Genomic DNA, 19,763 nt, shown 5'->3' with positions numbered 1-19,763 from the left:
GGGCTCAGATCGGGCCGAAGGCGGCATCGATCAGCCGGATCGATGTCGAGGGAGACACCATGGCCAGCACCCTGCAGGAACTGCTCGACGAGAAGGGCGACGCGGTCCGGATGCTGCGCGATTCGCCCCTCGGCACGTACATCTACCCGGTCGTACCGGCGGAGTTCACGAACTGGCGCCGCGAGCAGAAGGCCTGGCGGGAGACCGCCGTCCTGTACGACCAGACGCACCACATGGTGAACTTCTTCGTCTCGGGCCCCGACGCGCTGCGCCTGTTGTCGGACACCGGCATCAACTCGTTCGCCGACTTCCCCGTCGACACCGCGAAGCAGTTCGTCCCCACGGCATCGCACGGCGGCGTGATCGGCGACGGCATCCTGTTCCACGAGGCCGCGCAGGACTACGTGTACGTCGGCCGTGCCCCTGGTGCCAACTGGCTCCAGTTCCACGCGGAGACCGGCGGCTACGACGTCGAGTTCCGCTACGACGATCGGTCGCCGTCGCGCCCGTACGGCCAGGCCGTGCACCGCGAGTACTACCGCTTCCAGATCCAGGGCCCGAACGCCTGGGCGATCATCGAGAAGCTCGCAGGCGGCCCCGTGGAACCGGTGCGGTTCTTCCGGATGGGGCACATGACGATCGCGGGAGAGCGCGTGCGCACGCTCCGGCACGGCATGGCGGGAGCGCCCGGCCTCGAGCTGTGGGGTCCGTATGCGCAGCACGGGAGGATCCGCGACGCGATCCTCGAGGCCGGCCGCGAATTCGGCATCGAGCCCTGCGGATCGCGTGCGTATTCCTCGAACACGCTCGAGTCGGGCTGGATCCCCTCACCGCTGCCGGCCATCTACACCGGCGAGGCGGAGCGATCCTACCGGGAGTGGCTGCCGGCGACCGGCTACGAGGCCGTGAACGCCGTCGCGGGGTCGTTCGTGTCCGAGGACATCGAGGACTACTACCTCAACCCCTGGGAGCTCGGGTACGGCTCCTTCGTGAAGTTCGACCACGACTTCATCGGACGCGACGCGCTCGAGAAGATCGACCCCTCGCTGCAGCGCAAGAAGGTGACACTCGCCTGGAACGACGAGGACCTCGGGAAGATCCTCGTCAGCGCGATCGACCGGAACGGCCCCGGGTACCAGTTCTTCGACCTCCCGAACGCGAACTACGGCTCATCGAACTACGACGCGGTGATCGACGCGGATGGCGAGAACGTCGGACTCTCCCTGTTCACCGGCGTCACCGCGAACGAGCGACGCGGGCTCTCGCTGGCGACCGTCGACCACGACGTGCCGATCGGCGCCGAGGTCCGGGTCGTCTGGGGCGAGCCCGACGGCGGCTCGCGGAAGACGACCGTCGAGCCGCATGAGCAGTTCGCGGTGCGCGCCGTGGTGAGCCCGGTGCCCTATGCCGTGACCGCCCGCACCGAGTATCAGGGTGGCTGGCGCACGACCAGCGCGTGAGGCTCGGCGACGACAGAAGCGCACGTCCAGCCGAACGACGGCACGGCCGGCTAGGGCACGAGGTCGGTGGCGCCCGCTCTGAACTCGGCCAGCGTGTGCGACTCGAGCGTGCGACGTGCCCGTCGGAGATAGTCCGCCAGCGCCGCGCTCTCCTCTTCCGCGAAACCCGTGGTCAGAAGCCGCTCCAGCTCGGCCAGCCGGGGCGCGGTGCGCGCCACCGCCGCCGCGCCCTCCTCGGTGAGGAAGAGCAGCAGCCGTCGAGCGTGCTCAGGATCGCGCTCCCGTCGCACCAGGCCGGCGTCCAGGAGCGGATCCATGGTCTGGGCCATCGTCTGCGCACGCACGAAGGAACGCCGGGCGAGTTCGGAGCTCGTGATGCCGGGGCGCCGTTCCAGCACGGTGAGCGCCGTGAACTGCGCGATCGTCATGCCTGCCTGGGCGCAGACCTCCTCGAAATAAGGACGGAGCGCGAGTTCGAGCTGCTTGATGACATAAGTGAAGTTCGTGCCTTCCATCAAGACCTTTCGTCGCGACCCCGGGTACAGGCTAGCTTTCGCGCGTCCGCCGCGCATATGCCGCACCGGGCGACCTCGACCCGAAGACGTGCTCCGAGACGGACAAACGTGACGCCTCAGTCGGCCGGCGCCACGTACTCATGGCTCAGTTCGGTTACCGCGGCGATGTGATCGAAGTCATGATCCGCGGTCAGCACGGTGGCGTCGTTCACGAGTGCGTATCCGGCGATGAGGACGTCGACGGCGCCGGCGGCGCGCACGAGGCCCGAGTTCCACAGCGCGCTCTGAATATCGAGCACAACCGATTCATCAGGGGCTCGCTCGAGGGGGAAGCCGAGACTGATCCGCTCTCTGTACCTGGCGTGCTGTTCGGGGCTGGGTGCACTGTGACAGAACTCGAGAACTTGGGGCGGACAGGTGACGAAGAGATCCGCGGGCGCGCGCTCGATCTGTCGCAGCCTCGCGCTGACGACGGGATCTCCCAGCGCGAGTCGTGCCCAGATCGAGTTGTCGACGAGGTAGTCGGTCACTGTGGTGCGACCGCGGGCCGTTCCACGGGCGCGTCCAGCCCCGCAGGCATGTCAGCAAGCTCTGCGATGCCGTCGATCATCGCGCCCTTCTGCTTCGACGCGATCAGCCGACGCAGCGCGAGATCGAGGACGGCACGGTTGGAAGGTTCACCGGTGAGTGCCCGGGCGCGCTCGATGAGCTCTGGGTTCAGGTCGACGCTCGTCACAGCCATGTCAGGCCTCCTCTCATGCACTATATGAACGATTATATGTCGTGGACGATCGTACTGCCGCACCGGGCGATCGGCCGAGGATCACGGCGGACGGTCCGGCGGACGACCCTGCGGATCAGGGCGCTCTGCCCAGACGCGCACCCCGTCCTCCCCCTGCGACACCAGGATCATGCCGCGCTGGTCCGTGCGCAGGATCGGCGCGCGCAGCGCCCGCAGCATCTCCAGCGTCGGAGCGCGCGGATGTCCGTAGTCGTTTCCCGCGCCCACAGAGATCAGGGCCAGCGCCGGATCCAGATCCGCGTAGAGCTGCGGATCCTGATCGGCGCTTCCGTGGTGGGCGACCTTGACCACACTCTCATCGTGCGGGCGCGCGAACCGTCGCAACGCTCCCTGCGCCGTTCCCGAGAGGTCCGCGAGGAACAGGCTCCGCGGGACGCCACCGCCCTCGATCTGCATGATCACACCCACGTCGTTGCCGGGCGGGAAGACCTTCTCGGCACGACGAGGCCAGAGGACGCGCCACTCCGCGTCCCCAAGGCGTCCAGTCATGCCGGCCGCCGCCTCGACGAGATCCGCTCCCCCTGCTCCGAGCCGATCGAGCCGGCTTTGCTGCGCGGCGGTGCCCACCGGCCCGTGCAGCACCATGTCGGCACGCCCGAGGACCGCGTCGGCGGCCCCGGCATGGTCCTGGTCGAAGTGGGTCAGCAGCAGCACGTCGAGCCGCGCGATCGCGAGCCCGTCCAGACAGCGCCGCAGCGGCTCGGGCTCGGGCCCGGTGTCGATGAGCATGGTGCGGCCGGCCGAGCGCACCAGCACCCCGTCGCCCTGCCCGACGTCGCACACGGCGATCGCCCAGTCGGCCGGGCGCTGCAGCAGAGCGACGGGACCGGCGACGATGCCCCAGCCCGCCCCCGCGCCGACCACGAGTGCGAGGAGGCCGCCGACGACGGCGCGCCAGGGAGCACGAAGGGGGTGATGCGGCGCGACCGCGTAGAAGGCCCCTGCGCTGAGCGTCGCGACGACGAGTGCCGTGCCGACACCGGCCGGGGCCTCGATCGTGGCGAGCGGCAGCGCTGCGGTCGTCACGGCGGTCTGCGCGATCCAGGCCGAAGGCAGCCAGGCTGCGGCCGCGAACAGGTCGGCGAGCGGAGGGACCGGCATCGCGAGGCACGCGAGCAGACCGAGCGCCGTCGCGATCGGCGAAGCAGGACYGGCCAGCAGGTTCGCCAGCACGGAGACCAGGGACTGCTGCGCCGCGAACAGCGCGATGATGGGACCGCAGGCGAGCTGCGCCGACAACGGGACCGCGATCGCCACGGCGACCGGTCGGGGCARCCGGCGCGCAAGACCCAGGGCCAGCGGCGGGGCGAGCACGATGAGGCCGGCCGTCGCCGCGGCCGACAGCGCGAACCCGGGAGCAGCCGCGAGCTGCGGATCCGCGAGCAGCAGGACCGTGACGGCGAGCAGCAGCACCGAGAGCCCTGCGCGCGGGCGCCCCAGCAGCAGCGCGACCAGCGCCGCTCCGGACATGGCCGCGGCCCTGATGACACTGGGCTGCGGCGTGACCAGCACGACGAAACCGGCGAGCGCCAGCACTGCGACCGCGACGCGGATCACCCTTCCGCCACCGCACAGTGCCACGATCCCGAACGCTGCCGCGCCCACGAGCGCGAGGTTGCTGCCGCTCACGGCGGTCAGGTGCGACAGCCCGCTGGCCTTCATGGCGGCGTCGAGATCGTCGCTCACCGCCCGCACATCGCCGACCGCGAGCCCCGGAAGCAGCTCGGAGCCGGGTTCGGGCAGCCGCCCGGCACGCTCGATGAACGCAGCGCGCACATCACCAGCGAGCCGCTCGACCGGACCGCCGCGGGAAAGCTGCTCCGCCGCCCCGTTCGCGAACAGCACGAGGGCCGCCCGCTCACCCGGATCCGTGCGCTTCGTCTGCGCCGTGAACCGCAGCACCGTCCCCGGTCCGAGCGTGGCGGAGCCCGCGTCGGGCGGGATCCCGATGCGCACCGGCACCCGGAGCGGAGCGGGCTCGGGTCCCGGACCGAGTCGGAGGGCGTCCGCGTCCGCCCAGAGCCGGCCGTCGGCGCCGAGCGAGGGAAGGGACCGCACACTCACCTCGGCGATGACCGCGTGTCCACCCAGTGCGGCGGCCTGCCCTCGCGCCGGCGCGGCCGCCGCCGCTGCGCCGGCGATCGACGCCGCGACCATCAGGCACGCTATCGAGAGGGGCGCGATACGAACGATGGCGCAGCGAATCCGGAGGCGACACATGATGAGCAGCGCGACGCCCCCTGCTGCGGAGAGAGCGATCACCGTCGCGGCCGTCCAGGGCAGGAACGCGACAAGGAGCGCGACCGCCCACGCCGTGACGGCGATCGGCACCATCCGCACGTCCCGCAGCCGACGACGCGGAGCCCGCAGTTCGGATGCGTCGGGCGCTGCGCCTCGCCCCGCCTCCCGGCGTCGAGCGCGGGTCACCGCCGCGTGTCCCGACGCTGTCATACCCGCACCAGGTCGCGGATCCCGGCCAGCATCTTCTCGCCGATGCCGGAGACGCCGAGGAGATCATCCACGCTCGTGAAGCGCCCGTTGGCGGTGCGCCAGTCGATGATGCGCTGCGCGAGCGCGGGGCCGATCCTGGGCAGCTGGTCGAGGGCGGCGGCGTCCGCGGTGTTGAGGTCGACGAGCCCGCCCGCTGCTCCCCCGCCGGATCCGCCCGCAGTCGCGCCCGAAGTCGCGCCCGGTGCAGCGCCGGACGCGCCCACCGCCGGCACCAGGATCTGCTCGCCGTCGGCGACCGTGCGGGCGAGGTTCACCGCAGCCAGGTCGGCCGTCGGCAGCGTGCCGCCCGCCGCCGCCAGTGCCTCGGCGACCCTCGCGCCGTCGTCGAGCACATACAGCCCCGGCTTCGTCACCTCTCCGAGCACGTGCGCGTAGACCGCACCCGTGGACACCGCAGACCCGGTCCCGCGGGGCGACGGTGACACCGTGATCCCCTCCGGCACCGCCGACCGGCCGAGCAGGCCGATGCCCACCGTGACCGAGACCGCGACGAGCCCGACCACCACGGCCGCGCCGAGCCCCAGACGGAACCGACGTGGGGCGCGCACGACGATCGTCGGCTGTGCCCCGTCCGTCCCCGATTGCTCGCTCACACGCCGACGCTAGGCGCGCGCGGACGCGCCCGGAGACGGATCCACGCAACCGGTGCGGAGTCCCGGCGACACAAGCGCTGTGGAGGACGAGCACCAGCCCGGTCCTCTTTCCCGCGAAGCTGCTCGCCGTTGCCCTACCCTGCAACTGGCCTAGACACCAACTGTCTGCTTCAGCACGGGAACTTCGTGCTGAGCGTCACGACCGCAATGGGTAAGCCTGTTCGACGCACGATAGCTGCCCGATGAGATCCGGAAGGAAGCTCTGGTCCATTCCTTTGATCTCAAACTGAAGCTTGTTCCCGAGCCCTGGCAAATCGGTTGCGAGTCCAATAACCTGCAACGCTCCCGTGGGAGAACACCGCACGGTCAACTGCAGCCATTTCTCCATCGAAACCAGTACGGCTTCGCCTGAAACCGTCTGCCACATCTCCTGGAGGCCGGCCCGGAATCGGGCGAGCTCATCGACGCGGAGCGTGGCCGGCAGGTCAGCCTGGAAACGGCCCACGTCGATCCGGATCGGGCTGACCAGCCAGTTCCCGTCCGCCCAGTCCATCGCTCCAGGAACCTCCCGGCCACGTACGTTGATGATGACCCCCTCCAGCATCGTTCCCACGCGCACCTCGAAATCCGGCTGATCCATGCACGCAGTCTGGCAGAGCGTCAGTTAACAGAAGCGTCTCCCTGCAGCTCGACCGCAGCCAGGACAGTTGGGCCCCGACCCGCCAGGTGAGTTGCAAATGGGACCCGATCCAAGCACGTCAGCCGCCAAGAAGGTCGGGGCCGTCGGATCAACTCCGCGCCTATCTCGACGTGATCGGCGACGCGTAGCCTGGGCGTGGATCTGGGCACTCAAGTCGCGGATCTGCATGGACAGGTCGCGGATGGTGCGGGTGAGCTCGGTGTTCTCCCCGACGAACTACTCCTGGTCGGCATAGTCCCGATCGGCCTTGGCCTGTTGAAAGGACGTCTGCCTGTTCTGACCGATCATGACGAACGTGGACAAGAAGATGGCCTCGAGCGATTCGACCAGCGTCAGCGTCAGGCAGGGGTTCCGCGCCAAGATGCTGATGCGCGGTCCGGGCCTCGCGCTACGCTGATCGCATCCCACGATCGACCCGGAGCCGCCATGCGCCTGCACGATTTCCTCCCACCTGACACCGCCGCGGCTCGCGGGGCGCACGAGCTCGTCACCCGGTTCCAGTCCCCCGCTCTGGTCAACCACGTCCTGCGCAGCTGGCTGTGGGCGGAGGCGTTCGCGATTGTGGAGGGGCACCGCGAGATCGACCATGAGCCGCTCTACACCGGAGCCGTGCTGCACGACATCGGACTCGCGCCGGCGTATGACAACCACGTGCTCGGCTACGAGGAGGCGGGCGGCTTCGTGGGCGAGGCACTCACCGCGGGCGCCGGATGGCCCGTCGAACGGCAGCGCCGCGTCAACGAGATCATCGTGCGGCACAACTGGCCGTCCGTGGATCCCGCTCAGGACGCCGAGGGATACCTGCTCGAGACGGCGACCGGTCTCGACATCTCCGGACGCCGGGATGAGGAGATCCCGCTCGAGTTCCGCCGCGAGGTGCTGGCGGCCTACCCCCGGCTCGACCTCGCCGCGGAGTTCGGCGACAGCGTGCAGGAGCAGGCGGAGCGCAAGCCGTACAGCCAGGCGCGCCGTCTCGTCGAGGGCGGGCTCATCGGCAAACTGGCGGACAACCCGCTCGAGCGGATCTGACCGGAGTTATCGCTGACCCACGTACATCGATCGGTGCAGTTCAGTGATGTGGGCGTGGGCGAGCAGGGCGGCCTCTGCGACATCGCCCTGCTCGATCGCACTGAGGATGGCGGCGTGTTCCTTGTTGGATTCGTGCAGGTACGAGATCGGGTAAGGGAGAAAGTAGGCGTAGAGCTCCCGAGAGATCCGGCGGTGCAAGCTGGCGGCTGCAGGCATCGCCGCCGCCGTAGCGAGAAGGTCGTGGAATGCTGCGTCACCTTCGCGGAAAGTGGCCCAGTCACTCGCAGCGTGCATGCGTCGCACCTCCGCATGCATGGCAGCGAATGCGTCAGTGTCGCCACGGCTTGCGGTGATCGCAGCGAGGCCCGCCTCGATTGCGGCTCGTTCATCGATGAGCCCGTGTACGCGGGAACTGTCAGCGTCGTACGCGGCCAGTGCGAGGGAATCGCTGTGCGGCGGGTTCGCGGCGACGTACGTTCCGCCGGCCCTTCCACGGACGCTTCGGAGCACTCCCCGCGTGTCGAGCAACCGGTACGCACGCCGCACGCTGGTGTCGCTCACGCCGAGCGCGGTGGCCGCGACCGACGGGGGCGGTAGGCGGTCGCCCGGAGCGAGGAGGTCCAGTTGCAGCGCGAGGAGAATGCGGGCCTCGACCGCCTCGACAGCGCTGAGCCGCTTGATCGCCGACAGGGGCGGCGCCTCGAGATCCATCATCGCGTCTGCGGCAACAGGGGATCTCGACGTGTTCACTGTTTCCAGCCGTGACTCAACGGACGGCGGATGCCGTTTCATGATCCGAGTCTAGTTCGTCGTCTCCTCGGAGCTTGAAGAGTCCGCCCAGAGCGACCCCGACAACGAATGCGAGGGCAGGCACGGCCGCGAGGATGATGCTCACGGTCAGGGAGCCACCTGTCACGAGGGTGAAGTTCGATAGCACGAGCCAGAGGCAGGCCAAGAGGCCGGCCGCGGCCAGGATCGGGGCGATCCGAGTCCTGACGGGGCGGCCCTGAGCGAGCCCAGGCCTCCGAGCGAAGAACACGGCAACCGCGACCGAGGTGGCCAGCATGAGCAGGACCATTCCAACCGTCGCAACCCCCGCCATGGATCCGAACACACCGACCAGTGGATCCAACCCCACGAGCACGAGGACAGCGAGCACGATGGCCGCTGTGATGCTCTGCACGACGGATGACATCGATGGTGCGTCGTGATGAGCATGGCGGTGCCCGAGCGCCCGGGGAAGCACACCCTTGTTCGCAAGCGTGAACTGATAGCGCGCGATCACGTTGTGGAACGAGAGAACGCAGGCGAAGAGACTCGTAATGAGCAGAACCTGCATGATGTCGCGCAGCACGGGGCCCAAATACAGACCGGCCGTGTCCAGGAGGAAGTTCCCGTCACCTGCAAGCGTCTTCTTCGCCATGGCGGTGGCGTGGTCCGCGCCAGCCCCGGTTATGAGTGCCCAGCAGGAGATCGCGTAAAAGGAGCCGATGATCAGTACGGCGAGATAGGTAGCTCTGGGGATCGTTTTCTCGGGGTCGCGCGCTTCGTCGCGGAAGACGGCGGTCGCCTCAAAGCCGATGAACCCCGTGAGCGCAAAGAGGACTGCGACTCCGAGTCCGGGAGTGAAGACGTTCTGAGGTGCGAACGTCTCGAAGACGATCCCGTCGTGGCCCCCTTGTCCGAAGATGACAACGTCGAGAATGACGACCACCGCGATTTCCAGAACCAGGGCGACTCCTAGGACTCGTGCGCTGAGGTCGATATGCCGGTAGCCGAGAAATGCGACGACCGCGAGAGCGGCGAACGAGTACACCGGCCACCATATGGCGGGGCCGCCGAAGTAAGTGACCAGATCGTTGGCGGCCCAGCCGAGGTATCCGTATACACCGACCTGAATGGCGGTGTAGGCAACCAGGGCGGTGAAGGCCGTCCCGAGGCCGGCGCGCGACCCGAGGCCTGCGCTCACATAGGAGAAGAAGGCGCCGGCCTCCCGCACATGGGGCGTCATGGTGACGAAGCCCACGGAGAAGATCAGCAGCACCAAGGCCGCGATGAGGAAGCCTATCGGGGCGCCGACCCCGTTACCGACGCCTACGGCGAGCGGCACATTGCCGCCGATCACCGTGAGCGGTGCTGCGGCCGCAATAACCATGAAGACGATAGAGCTGGTACCGAGCTGCCCGCGGAGGCGGTCAGAGCTGGGGACACGGAGAGATTCAGACATTGTCATCTTTCGTGATCAGAGGTAGAGCTCGGGCCGGGTGTCGGCGAGGTAGGGGTTGCGTTGTTGAGCATCGACGACTGCCGCAGGGTCGATCTGTGCGAGAAGCAACGCGGGATCGGAGGGGCTCCCCGCCGCGAGGACATCGCCTGACGGCCCGACGATGCTGCTGCGACCCACATACCGCAGTTCACCCTCGTCCCCGATCCGATCCGAGTAGGCGACGTAGATCTGGTTCTCCCAAGCGCGCACACGGATAAGGTGCGCGGGGATGAATGAGAAAGGCTCCATCTGCGCGGTGGGAACGAGCAGCAGTTCTGTGCCGCTGCGCGCAATCGTCCGCACAGCCTCGGGGAACTCGACGTCATAACAGATCAGGAACGAGACTCGAACTCCGTCTATCTCGACGGGCGTATGCGGAAGTTCCGCTCCGGCCGTGAACATGCGTCGATCCAGTTCGCCGAACAAGTGGGTTTTGTCGTAGCGGGCGCGCAACTCTCCGTTCTTGTCCACGAGGACGACGGAGTTGGTCGTTCCGCTTTCACTGGGGAGAGGCAAGCCTGCAGCGATGCTGAGCCCGTTGCTGGTTGCAATCTCGCGGATACGCTCGACCAGCGGCATGCGCGCGTACTCATGCACGCGATCGCCGATGTTGTACCCCGTGACGAACATCTCCGGCGTCAAGAGCAGTCCAGCGCCCTGATTCGCCGCCTGCTCCGCGTACTGGTTCAGGGTCCTGAGGTTGGCGTCGACGTCATCGCCGTGGCCGCCGTGCTGCAGAACCGCAAGGACTAGGGGCAACGGGTATCTCCTTCGCGCGCTAAAACCGGTCAACTTGACCACATTCATTGAAGGCAGACTACATACCGGCGCCGGTCCCAGCAAGAGCGGAGCCCGATCCCACGCGGGCCGAGCAAGCTCACCAATAAACCCGCCCCAGCGGATCTGACCGGATCCAGGGCCCGCGATCCGGGATGTGCGCGGAGCGTCGGCCGGATCAGCGTCCGAGCGCAGCACGCAGCACGCAGCGCGCAGCGCGCCGGCGTAATCGTGCGGCGTGCGGCGCGCGCGGCATCGGCGCGGCTCATCACTCCGTCCACGACGATCGCCGCGTTCGGATAGGCCTCTTGCCACATCTCATGTCGCTGACGGGGCGCGGCAGCGGCCAGGCCAGCAGCGGCCCCCCGCGCGCGAGCAGGGCAACGACCGCCGCCGGGCCGAGCAGGCGCCGCATTACCCGGACGGCGTGCGATCCCTAACAGGAGCGCAGTGGATCTCAGCCCTTGACGGCGAAGTTCACGATCTTCGGAGCCCGCACGATGACGCGCACGATCTCCTTGCCGTCGAGCGCCCGCTGAACCTTCTCGTCCGCACGGGCCAGGGACTCGAGGTCGGCGTCGCCGATCTTGGCCGGCACCTCGAGCGTCGTGCGCACCTTGCCGTTGACCTGCACGGCGCAGGTGGCCGTGTCCTCGACGAGCAGCAGCGGATCGGCCTGGCGCCACGTGACCAGTCCCACGGACGGCTCGTGACCGAGGATCTCCCACATCTCCTCCGCCGTGTGCGGCGCGACGAGGTCCAGCATGACGGCGACCGTCTCCGCGGCCTCGCGGACGGCGGGGTCGGCGGGACCGGATCCGGCGTCGATCGTCTTGCGGATCGCGTTCACCAGCTCCATCAGACGCGCGACCAGCACGTTGAACTTGGTCTGCTCCACGAGCGCCGGCGCGTCGGCCAGCAGGTGGTGGGTGATCCGCCGCAGCGCCGCATCGCCTCCGTCGAAGACGACGTCGACGGCACTCGAGACGTCGTGCGCCGCGCGCAGCGCACGGGCCAGGAACTTCTGCGCTCCCGTCGTCGAGACGTCCTTCCAGTCCTTGTCGTCCTCCACGGGTCCGGCGAAGGCCAGGGCGACGCGCAGCGCGTCGGCACCGTAGGCGTCGAGCTCCTCCTGGAAGAGCACCAGGTTGCCCTTGCTCTTCGACATCTTCGCGCCGTCGAGGATCACCATGCCCTGGTTGATGAGGCTGGAGAACGGCTCGGTGAAGTCGATCAGGCCCATGTCGAACAGGACCTTGGTGATGAACCGCGCATACAGCAGGTGCAGGATCGCGTGCTCGACGCCGCCGATGTACGAGTCGATGGGCGCCCAGCGGCGGGCCTCGTCCACGTCGAAGGCCACGGTGTCGCTGTTCGGCGAGAGGAAGCGCAGGTAGTACCAGGAGCTGTCCACGAACGTGTCCATGGTGTCCGGGTCGCGCAGCGCGGGCTCGCCCGTGCCGGGCACGGTCGTCTGCACCCAGCTGGTGGCGGCGCCCAGCGGCGAGGATCCCTTCGGCGAAAGGTCGAGGCCCTCGATGCTGGGCAGGCGCACGGGCAGCTGCTCCTCGGGCACCGGCACGATCTCGCCGTCCTGCGTGTGCAGCATCGGGATGGGGGTGCCCCAGAACCGCTGGCGTGAGATCAGCCAGTCGCGCAGCCGGTAGTTCTTCGCGGCGCGGCCGGTGCCGGCCGCCTCCAGCTGCTCGATCGCGCGGGCGATCGCGTTGCGCTTGGAGAGGCCGTTCAGCTCGCCGGAGTTGATCATGCGGCCGTCGCCGGTCAGGGCGATACCGGTCTTCGCCGGGTGCTGGTCGTCGAGCGCCTCCAGCGGCTCGATCGGGACGCCGTCCTCGTCGACCTCGATCACGGGCAGCGCGCCGGTGATCGGTGCGGTCGTGTCGACCACGACCTTCACAGGCAGGTCGAACGCGCGGGCGAAGTCGAGGTCGCGCTGGTCGTGGGCGGGCACGGCCATGACCGCGCCGTGGCCGTAGTCGGCCAGCACGTAGTCGGCGGCCCAGATCGGCAGCCGMTCGCCGTTCACGGGGTTGATCGCGAAGCGGTCCAGGAACACGCCGGTCTTCGGGCGGTCGGCGGACTGACGGTCGATCTCGCTCGTCTTCTGCACCTGGGTCAGGTAGTCCTGGAAGCGCATCCGCACGTCCTCGGACGATCCGGCGGCCAGTTCGGAGGCCAGGTCGGAGTCGGGCGCGACGACCATGAAGGTCGCGCCGTGCAGGGTGTCGGGGCGCGTCGAGAACACGGTCACGACGCCCTCACGGCCCTCGATCGCGAAGTCCACGTCGGCGCCGATCGAACGGCCGATCCAGTTGCGCTGCATCTGCAGCACCTTGTGCGGCCAGAAGCCCTCGAGCTGGTTCAGGTCGTCCAGCAGGCGGTCGGCGTAGTCGGTGATCCGGAAGTACCACTGGGTGAGGTTCTTCTTGACGACCTCGGCGCCGCAGCGCTCGCAGCGCCCGTCGACGACCTGCTCGTTCGCGAGCACGGTCTGGTCGTTCGGGCACCAGTTGACCGGGCTCTTCTTGCGGTAGGCCAGGCCCCGCTCGTACAGCTTCAGGAACAGCCACTGATTCCAGCGGTAGTACTCCTCGTCCGAGGTGTGCAGCACGCGGCTCCAGTCGAAGGAGACGCCGTAGGCCTGGAAGCCCGCCTTCTGCTGGGCGATGTTCTGGTACGTCCACTCGCGCGGATCCGCTCCGCGACGGATCGCCGCGTTCTCGGCGGGCAGCCCGAAGGAGTCCCAGCCGATCGGGTTCAGCACGTTGTGGCCGCGGTGGCGCCAGAAGCGCGCCACGATGTCGGAGTAGAGGTAGTTCTCGGCGTGCCCCATGTGCAGGTCGCCCGATGGATACGGGAACATCGCCAGCACGTACTTGCGGGGACRCACGTCCTCGGTGCCGCCGGCCTTGAAGGTCTCGTTCTCGGCCCAGTACTTCTGCCACTTCTCCTGAAGCCGCTGGGCCTGATGCGCCTGAAGCTCGTGCACCGGCAGCGACTCGTCGTTCGACGGGAAGGCGGTGTGGGACGGGTTCTCAGACAACGCGACGACCATTCTCTGCTGCAGGGAAAAGAATGCCCAGAACAGGGCAACCTCCAGATTATCCCAGCCCGCGCGGACCGGCGTTCGGCTCCGGAGCCTGCGTCCAGGCGCGGACGTGAAAGACTAGACGCGCTATGCCCTCGTCCTCAGCCCGACCGGAGCGGATCCACTGGTTCGCCCGCCTGGAGCACCGCTTCCATGCGTGGCGTGAGCGGCGCGCCCGCAGACGCGGCCGCAGCGCGAGCGTGGTGCCCTTCCCCGGCTACGGCGGAGCGGGCTGGATCCGCGTCGTCGGCCGCGTGCTGATCCTGCCGAAGACGCGTCGCGGCGGCAAGGACGCGAGCGTGCGCGGCTGGCGCAGCTTCGTCGGCATCCCGGTGAGCTTCGCGACCGTCACGATCACGGTCGCGGGCCGCACGCACGAGGTCGCGGCCGATCGCGGCGGCGTCGTCGACTGCCGCATCGAGGCCGATCTCGCACCGGGCTGGCAACAGGTGACGATGACCGTCGAAGGGCAGGATCCGATCCCCGCGCGGGTGTTCGTGGTCGCCGACGACGTCCGCTTCGGCGTCGTCTCCGACGTGGACGACACGGTGATGGTGACGGCCCTGCCGCGGCCGCTGATCGCCGCGTGGAACTCCTTCGTCGTCGACGAGCACGCACGCACCCCGGTCCCCGGCATGGCGGTTCTGCTCGAACGGCTCATGCGCGACAACCCCGGCTCGCCGATGATCTACCTCTCCACGGGCGCATGGAACGTGGCTCCGACGCTGAACCGTTTCCTCTCCCGTCACCTCTTCCCTGCCGGATCCATGCTGCTCACCGACTGGGGTCCCACGCACGAGCGCTGGTTCCGCAGCGGACGTGAGCACAAGCTGCAGAACCTCTCCCGTCTCGCCGAGGAGTTCCCGCACATGCGGTGGCTGCTGATCGGCGACGACGGGCAGCACGATGAAGCCATCTACGGGCAGTTCCTCATCGATCACCCCGAGAACGTGGCCGCCGTCGCGATTCGTCGCCTGCTCCCCGCCGAAGGCGTGCTCGCCGGCCGTCGCGCCGCGGCCCGCGCGGATGGCGACGGGGCCGACGCCGAGGCGCGCGATGAGGACCTCGCGCCGTGGGTGAGCGCGGAGGACGGCGCCGGCATTCTCGAAGAGCTCATCGACGCCGGCGTCGTGCACTCGGAGCCATGAGCGCCGCAGCCGGCGTGCCGACCACCGTTCCCGGCGCGACGATCCCCCGCACCCGTCTGGACCGCGAGACCTGGTCGGCCCGTGCGGAGGCCCACGCGGAGCGCGCCGACGGGCTGACCGCGGAGCACCGCGCCCGCCAGGCGCGCCGTGAGAAGCACCCCGTCCACGACTTCCTGTTCACCTACTACGGCTACAAGCCGGGCCAGCTGCGTCGCTGGCACCCCGGGGCGGGAGTGGCGCTCGAGGATGCCCCGGAACGGGCGGACTGGCGCTGGTACTCCGCCGTCGAGGAACCGCAGGCCGGATCCTCCGGATCCGCATTTTCAGGATCCGGATCCGCTGCCGTCATGCCCGACGCCGATGCCTTCGCCGCCGACAAGCCGGAGCTCGCGCGCCTCGTGCGCACGATGCTCACGCGCACTGCCGCGCGTCCCGGGCAGTTCGGCTGCTTCGGCCTGCACGAATGGGCGATGGTCTACCGGACTCCGGAGCATCGGCACGCGGTGCCGCTGCGGCTGGGCCAGGCCGGCACTGACGCGGTCGTGGAGCAGGGCGAGCTGCGCTGCACGCACATCGACGCGTTCCGCTTCTTCACACCGGAGGCGGTTCCGCGCAATCGGCTCGTCCCGACCCGCGACACCCAGCCCCTCCTCGAGCAGCCCGGCTGCCTGCACGCGGGCATGGACGTCTACAAGTGGGCGATGAAGCTCGGACCGCTCGTCCCAGGTGAGATCCTGCTGGACGCGTTCGAGCTGGCCCGCGACATCCGCATCCTGGACATGGCGGCCGCCCCCTACGATCTCGCCGACTGGGGCGTGGTCCCGGTGCAGATCGAGACGCCGGACGGCAAGGCCGAGTACGTGCGTCGCCAGCGCGACTTCGCCGAACGCGGCAACGCCCTGCGCATCCGGATCCTCGACGCCTGGCTGGGCGCGGCGGGCTGACGAGCGGAGCCGGGGACGACTCAGTCGTGTCGGCGGGCCGCGATGTCCAGGCGGAGCGCGACCACCCGGGATGCCGCCTCGCGGAGGCGCTCGGCGGGAAGAGCGCCGCTGCGTACCGCCGCGACGAGCCCATCGGCGATCTTCTGCGCCGTGTCCGGCCCCGCGCCGTCCAGGGCGAGCACGAGGTCGCTCCCCGCGGCGACCGCCTGCACGGCGTCGGCCACCTCGTCCGCATAGGCCGGGTCGCCGGAGTCGACCAGCATGTCGAGGTCATCCGTCACGATCACGCCGCGGAAGCCGAGGTCGTCGCGCACGATCTGGTGCCAGCGCGGCGACAGCGACGCCGGCTGCGGGTCGATGGCCGTGTAGGCGAGATGCCCCATCATCACGATCGGCGCTCCGGCCCTGATCCCGGCGAGGAACGGCGGCGCCACCTGCGAACGCCAGGTGGCCAGATCCATCCCCGTGCTCGGGATCACGTGATGTGAGTCCCCCTCGGCGGCGCCGTGCCCCGGGAAGTGCTTGAGGGTGGTGGACACCCAGGACGCCTCTCCGCGCACGGCGGCGTCGACGCGCTCGGCGGCCGCCGACGGATCGGTGCCGAACGAGCGGTCGTAGATGAACGAGTCCGGCGAGGTCGCCACATCCGCGACCACGCCGAAGTTGACGGTCACTCCCGATTGCGCGAGCAGCTGGCCGCGCCGGGCGAACGCGGCCCTGGTCGCGCTCGCGGGCTGAGCTTTGAGCACGTCCGCACCCGGCTGATCGTCCCAGGGCAGGCGGACCACGTCGCCGCCCTCCTCATCGGTCGCGATCAGCGGCGGCAACGCGGGATCGATCGTGAGCGCCTCGGTCATCGCATGCAGCTCGCTCGGACCGGCCGGCACATTGGACCCCATCAGGATGAACCCGCCGAACCCGCGGCTCATCATCGCGCGCATCGCGGCCGGGTTCGTGCCGGGCAGATTGCCCATGACCACCGCTGACGCCTGCTGCGCGGGATCCATCCTGGCCACGACGTCCTCGGCACGAGGGCGCGGCGAGGACGTCGGCGCCGGCCCGGCACTCGGCGTCTGAGCGGTGGGTGAGGCCCCACCGGATCCGCCCGCCGACGACGCACCGGGTGCGCAGGCGGCTGCCGCGAGCAGGGTCGAGAGCAGCAGGACCACGGCGCCCGCACGCCTGCCGACCGCGTGTGACTCGTGGGCTCGCTTCCTGAAGGTCCGCATGCTTCCAGCCTAGGTCGACGCGGCTGAGCGTCTCCGACGGGGGCGCCGGTGGGTGCCGGCCGTCGCGAACCGTGGACAGGCGTCGCACGTTCTACGATTTCAGGTGATGTCCCCTTCCGAACCCGTCTCCCCCGACGTCGCACTCGGCGACCTCGGAGCGCTGCTGCTGGACTCCGGCGTTTCCGTGACCGATGTGCGCGGCACGCTCGAGCGTGCCCGCGACGCCACCGCACCCGATACCGAGCTCTCGTTCGCCGTGCTCCCCGAGCACGTGTTCGTGAGCCGCCCCGGCGTCCCTGGGGCGACCACGATCGCGGCCGGTGGCGGGCCCGGGCTGACCTTCCGCCAGACCGCGCACGCGTCGCTCCTCGCGCGGCGGCTGGAGGCGGGGCGCGTCACGCTGGACCAGGTTCCCTCGCACATCTCGCACATCCGAGGTCTGCAGCGCCGGCACCCGGTCCTGCAGACCGCGTTCGGCGGCGCGCTCTTGGCCGCGGGCCTCGCCATACTGTTCCGTTGCCCGTGGTGGGCGATCGTGCTCGCACTGCTGGTCGGCGGGCTCGTCGCCGCGATCGTGCTGGCCACGGAGCGGATCCGCGCGGCCGCCGCCGTGGTCCCGTTCGTCGCGTCGCTGATCTCCACCCTCGTCGTCGGGGTGGTCGCCGATCGCCTGGATCTGGGTGCCGTGCCGCTCTTCGCGGTGTGCGCGCCGGTCGCGCTCCTGGTCCCCGGCGCGCTCATCACGAACGCTCTTCTCGAGCTCACCGCCGCCGACATCGTCACCGGTGCGTCGCGCCTCGTGTACGGCCTGATCATGCTCACCTTCATGGCGGCGGGGATCTTCACCGGCGCCGCCGCGACCGGGCTGCGCGTGGATCCTCGGTCCGCCGCCCTCGTCGGCGAGACCTCGCTGGTCACAGGGCACGGAGGGTGGGAGGCGGTGCCGCCGCTCGCCTGGAGCTGGATCGGCGTCGTTGTGCTCGCGATCGGGATCGGGCTGAGCTTCGGATCCGGATTCCGCCTCACGATCGCGACGGTGATCGTGATGATCTGCACCTATGCGGCGCTGATGCTACTGAGCCCGTACACGGGCAGCACCATCGCGACCGGGATCACGGCCGGACTGCTGTTCCTCGCTGCGCGCGTGCTGGAGCGGATGACGCTCGCAGTCCCCGCCACGGTCTCGTTCCAGCCGGCCTTCCTGCTGCTGGTCCCCGGCACGGTCGGGCTTGTCGCGCTCGCATCGTTCGACGCCGCGGCACTCGCAGCCGCCCCGATGATCTTCATCAGCCTGTGCATCGGGACCAAGGTCGGCGCACTGATCGCGGACGCGCTGCGGATCACCCGCCCCGTCTCCCCCTCCACCGCGACCGGCTCGATCCGCATCATCCGCTGAGCCCCGGTCGTCTCTGAGACGCGTTCGGCCGATTTGGGGCGCACGCCCTCGTTTTGGGGCGCGCCGTGTCCCGTTTCGACCGCGCGGTGCGCCCCAATACCGGAGAACGCGCCCCGAACGCGGCGCCGGGTCCCGGATCCGGCCCCGACGGCCCTGCGGCCTGACCGACTCAGCCCGCGTCGACCGCGACGGGCGTCCGCGCGAGGTACCGCTGCACGCCCCGCGCCGCGGTGCGGCCGGCCCGGTTCGCGCCGATCGTGCTCGCCGAGGGGCCGTAGCCCACGAGCTGGATGCGTGGATCCTTCACGGCCGTCGTTCCGCGCCCTGCGCGGTCGAGCTGGATCCCGCCGCGTTCGCTGCGCAGATGTAACGGGGCGAGGTGCCCGATGGCGGGACGGAACCCCGTGGCCCACAGGATCGCGTCCACGGGCTCGAACGAACCGTCCGCCCAGCGCACCCCGTCCGGCTCGATGCGCTCGAACATGGGCCGGCGCGCGTCATAGACGCCGAGTCGCGCCGCCGCCTGCTCCTGCGGCCGCAGCATCAGGCCGGTCACGCTGGCCACGCTCTGCGGGGCGAGGCCCTGCGCGACGCGCTGTTCGACGAGCGCCACTGCGGCGGCCCCCGCCTCGGGGGTGAAGTCGTCGTTGCGCCACACGGGCGGGCGGCGCGTGGCCCACACGACGTCGGTGATCGGAGCCAGCGCACCCAGGAACTGCACGGCCGAGGCCCCGCCGCCGACCACGAGCACGCGTTTGCCGCGGAAATGGTCCGGCCCCGGGTAGTCGACCGTGTGGAACTGCTCCCCGAGGAACGTCTCCATGCCCGGGTAATGCGGCAGGAACGGCTGCGTCCAGGTGCCCGTGGCGTTGACCAGGGTGCGCGAGCGCCAGCTCCGATCGCCCGCGTGCACGACGAGGATCCCGTCGTCGTCGGTCACCCGGTCGACGCGCACCGGACGGATCACCGGCAGCTCCTGGGCGCGCTCGTAGCCGGCGAAGTACGAGGGCACCGCACGGTTCGCCTGCTCCGTGGTGCGCGGGGGCGGAACGGATCCCGGCAGCTCCGCGACGCCGTGCACGTCCTGCATCGTGAGCGCGTCCCAGCGGTGCTGCCACGCCCCGCCCGGCGCGTCGTCCGCGTCCAGGACCACGTGTGCGATCCCGAGCCGACGCAGATGGTGCGAGCTCGACAGGCCGGCCTGGCCGGCGCCGATCACGATGCTGTCGAGGATGTCCACGGCCGGTGCAACATCCTGCCCGTCTTCGGTGTTCCCGTGCCGTT

17 protein-coding genes are annotated in these 19,763 nt (G+C 69.6%); 5 read left to right on the top strand and 12 right to left on the bottom strand.

Features of this window, described 5'->3' with window-relative positions:
* Window positions 1-59: 59 nt before the first annotated feature.
* The gene (ligM, locus tag AC1DG4_RS15070) at window positions 60-1,460 is read left to right on the top strand and encodes a vanillate/3-O-methylgallate O-demethylase (RefSeq protein ID WP_477378846.1); all 1,401 of its coding nucleotides are present in this window, start codon (window positions 60-62) and stop codon (window positions 1,458-1,460) included.
* 50 nt (window positions 1,461-1,510) lie between these two features.
* On the opposite strand, the gene AC1DG4_RS15065 is transcribed toward ligM, so the two are convergent.
* The 6 genes from AC1DG4_RS15065 to AC1DG4_RS15040 form a co-directional block, all read right to left on the bottom strand.
* Window positions 1,511-1,975: a MarR family winged helix-turn-helix transcriptional regulator gene (locus tag AC1DG4_RS15065; RefSeq protein ID WP_477378844.1), complete on the bottom strand. Its 465-nt coding sequence runs from the start codon at window positions 1,973-1,975 to the stop codon at window positions 1,511-1,513.
* Between the two features lie 116 nt (window positions 1,976-2,091).
* Window positions 2,092-2,505, bottom strand: a complete 414-nt coding sequence (locus AC1DG4_RS15060; RefSeq protein ID WP_477378842.1) for a PIN domain-containing protein — start codon at window positions 2,503-2,505, stop codon at window positions 2,092-2,094.
* Complete coding sequence (locus AC1DG4_RS15055; RefSeq protein WP_477378840.1) at window positions 2,502-2,717, bottom strand: type II toxin-antitoxin system VapB family antitoxin; 216 nt, start codon at window positions 2,715-2,717, stop codon at window positions 2,502-2,504. The genes AC1DG4_RS15060 and AC1DG4_RS15055 overlap by 4 nt, the downstream gene beginning before the upstream one ends.
* Window positions 2,718-2,798: 81 nt before the next feature.
* Window positions 2,799-5,111 carry a ComEC/Rec2 family competence protein gene (locus AC1DG4_RS15050; protein WP_477421322.1) on the bottom strand — a complete coding sequence of 771 codons (2,313 nt, stop codon included), beginning with the start codon at window positions 5,109-5,111 and terminating at the stop codon, window positions 2,799-2,801.
* A 113-nt stretch (window positions 5,112-5,224) separates the two neighbouring features.
* Window positions 5,225-5,881 (bottom strand): ComEA family DNA-binding protein, encoded by a 657-nt coding sequence (locus AC1DG4_RS15045; RefSeq protein ID WP_477378836.1) that lies wholly within the window; start codon window positions 5,879-5,881, stop codon window positions 5,225-5,227.
* Window positions 5,882-6,077: 196 nt separating this feature from the next.
* Window positions 6,078-6,521 (bottom strand): WapI family immunity protein, encoded by a 444-nt coding sequence (locus AC1DG4_RS15040; RefSeq protein WP_477378835.1) that lies wholly within the window; start codon window positions 6,519-6,521, stop codon window positions 6,078-6,080.
* Between the two features lie 486 nt (window positions 6,522-7,007).
* On the opposite strand from AC1DG4_RS15040, the gene AC1DG4_RS15035 reads away from it, so the two are divergent.
* The gene (locus AC1DG4_RS15035; RefSeq protein WP_477378833.1) at window positions 7,008-7,610 is read left to right on the top strand and encodes an HD domain-containing protein; all 603 of its coding nucleotides are present in this window, start codon (window positions 7,008-7,010) and stop codon (window positions 7,608-7,610) included.
* A 6-nt stretch (window positions 7,611-7,616) separates the two neighbouring features.
* Here the strand turns inward: AC1DG4_RS15035 and AC1DG4_RS15030 are convergent, their stop codons facing one another.
* The 4 genes from AC1DG4_RS15030 to leuS all read right to left on the bottom strand — a co-directional run bounded on the left by AC1DG4_RS15030 (window position 7,617) and on the right by leuS (window position 13,729).
* On the bottom strand, window positions 7,617-8,402 hold the full coding sequence (locus AC1DG4_RS15030) for a FadR/GntR family transcriptional regulator (protein WP_477378831.1): 786 nt from the start codon (window positions 8,400-8,402) through the stop codon (window positions 7,617-7,619).
* Window positions 8,377-9,837, bottom strand: a complete 1,461-nt coding sequence (locus tag AC1DG4_RS15025; protein ID WP_477378830.1) for an APC family permease — start codon at window positions 9,835-9,837, stop codon at window positions 8,377-8,379. The genes AC1DG4_RS15030 and AC1DG4_RS15025 overlap by 26 nt, the downstream gene beginning before the upstream one ends.
* A 15-nt stretch (window positions 9,838-9,852) precedes the next feature.
* Window positions 9,853-10,683 carry a carbon-nitrogen hydrolase family protein gene (locus tag AC1DG4_RS15020; RefSeq protein WP_477378828.1) on the bottom strand — a complete coding sequence of 277 codons (831 nt, stop codon included), beginning with the start codon at window positions 10,681-10,683 and terminating at the stop codon, window positions 9,853-9,855.
* Between the two features lie 427 nt (window positions 10,684-11,110).
* On the bottom strand, window positions 11,111-13,729 hold the full coding sequence (gene leuS / locus AC1DG4_RS15015) for a leucine--tRNA ligase (protein WP_477421317.1): 2,619 nt from the start codon (window positions 13,727-13,729) through the stop codon (window positions 11,111-11,113).
* Between the two features lie 122 nt (window positions 13,730-13,851).
* Between leuS and AC1DG4_RS15010 the strand changes: the two genes are divergently transcribed.
* A complete protein-coding gene (locus AC1DG4_RS15010; protein ID WP_477378824.1) occupies window positions 13,852-14,910 on the top strand; it encodes an App1 family protein in 1,059 nt (352 codons plus the stop codon).
* The gene (locus AC1DG4_RS15005; RefSeq protein ID WP_477378823.1) at window positions 14,907-15,854 is read left to right on the top strand and encodes a 3-methyladenine DNA glycosylase; all 948 of its coding nucleotides are present in this window, start codon (window positions 14,907-14,909) and stop codon (window positions 15,852-15,854) included. Before AC1DG4_RS15010 ends, AC1DG4_RS15005 begins: the two co-directional genes overlap by 4 nt.
* A gap of 20 nt (window positions 15,855-15,874) precedes the next feature.
* Here the strand turns inward: AC1DG4_RS15005 and AC1DG4_RS15000 are convergent, their stop codons facing one another.
* Window positions 15,875-17,083, bottom strand: coding sequence for a glycoside hydrolase family 3 N-terminal domain-containing protein (locus tag AC1DG4_RS15000; protein WP_477378821.1), 1,209 nt, complete (start codon window positions 17,081-17,083; stop codon window positions 15,875-15,877).
* A 106-nt stretch (window positions 17,084-17,189) separates the two neighbouring features.
* Between AC1DG4_RS15000 and AC1DG4_RS14995 the strand changes: the two genes are divergently transcribed.
* Window positions 17,190-18,479, top strand: coding sequence for a threonine/serine exporter family protein (locus AC1DG4_RS14995; protein WP_477378819.1), 1,290 nt, complete (start codon window positions 17,190-17,192; stop codon window positions 18,477-18,479).
* A 169-nt stretch (window positions 18,480-18,648) separates the two neighbouring features.
* Here the strand turns inward: AC1DG4_RS14995 and AC1DG4_RS14990 are convergent, their stop codons facing one another.
* Window positions 18,649-19,719, bottom strand: coding sequence for a flavin-containing monooxygenase (locus AC1DG4_RS14990; RefSeq protein WP_477378817.1), 1,071 nt, complete (start codon window positions 19,717-19,719; stop codon window positions 18,649-18,651).
* Window positions 19,720-19,763: the final 44 nt, after the last annotated feature.

Source organism: Microbacterium sp. 05N427 (assembly GCF_056397105.1).
Note: the sequence above shows the minus strand (reverse complement) of the source record. Positions and strands in the feature narration are given on the sequence as shown.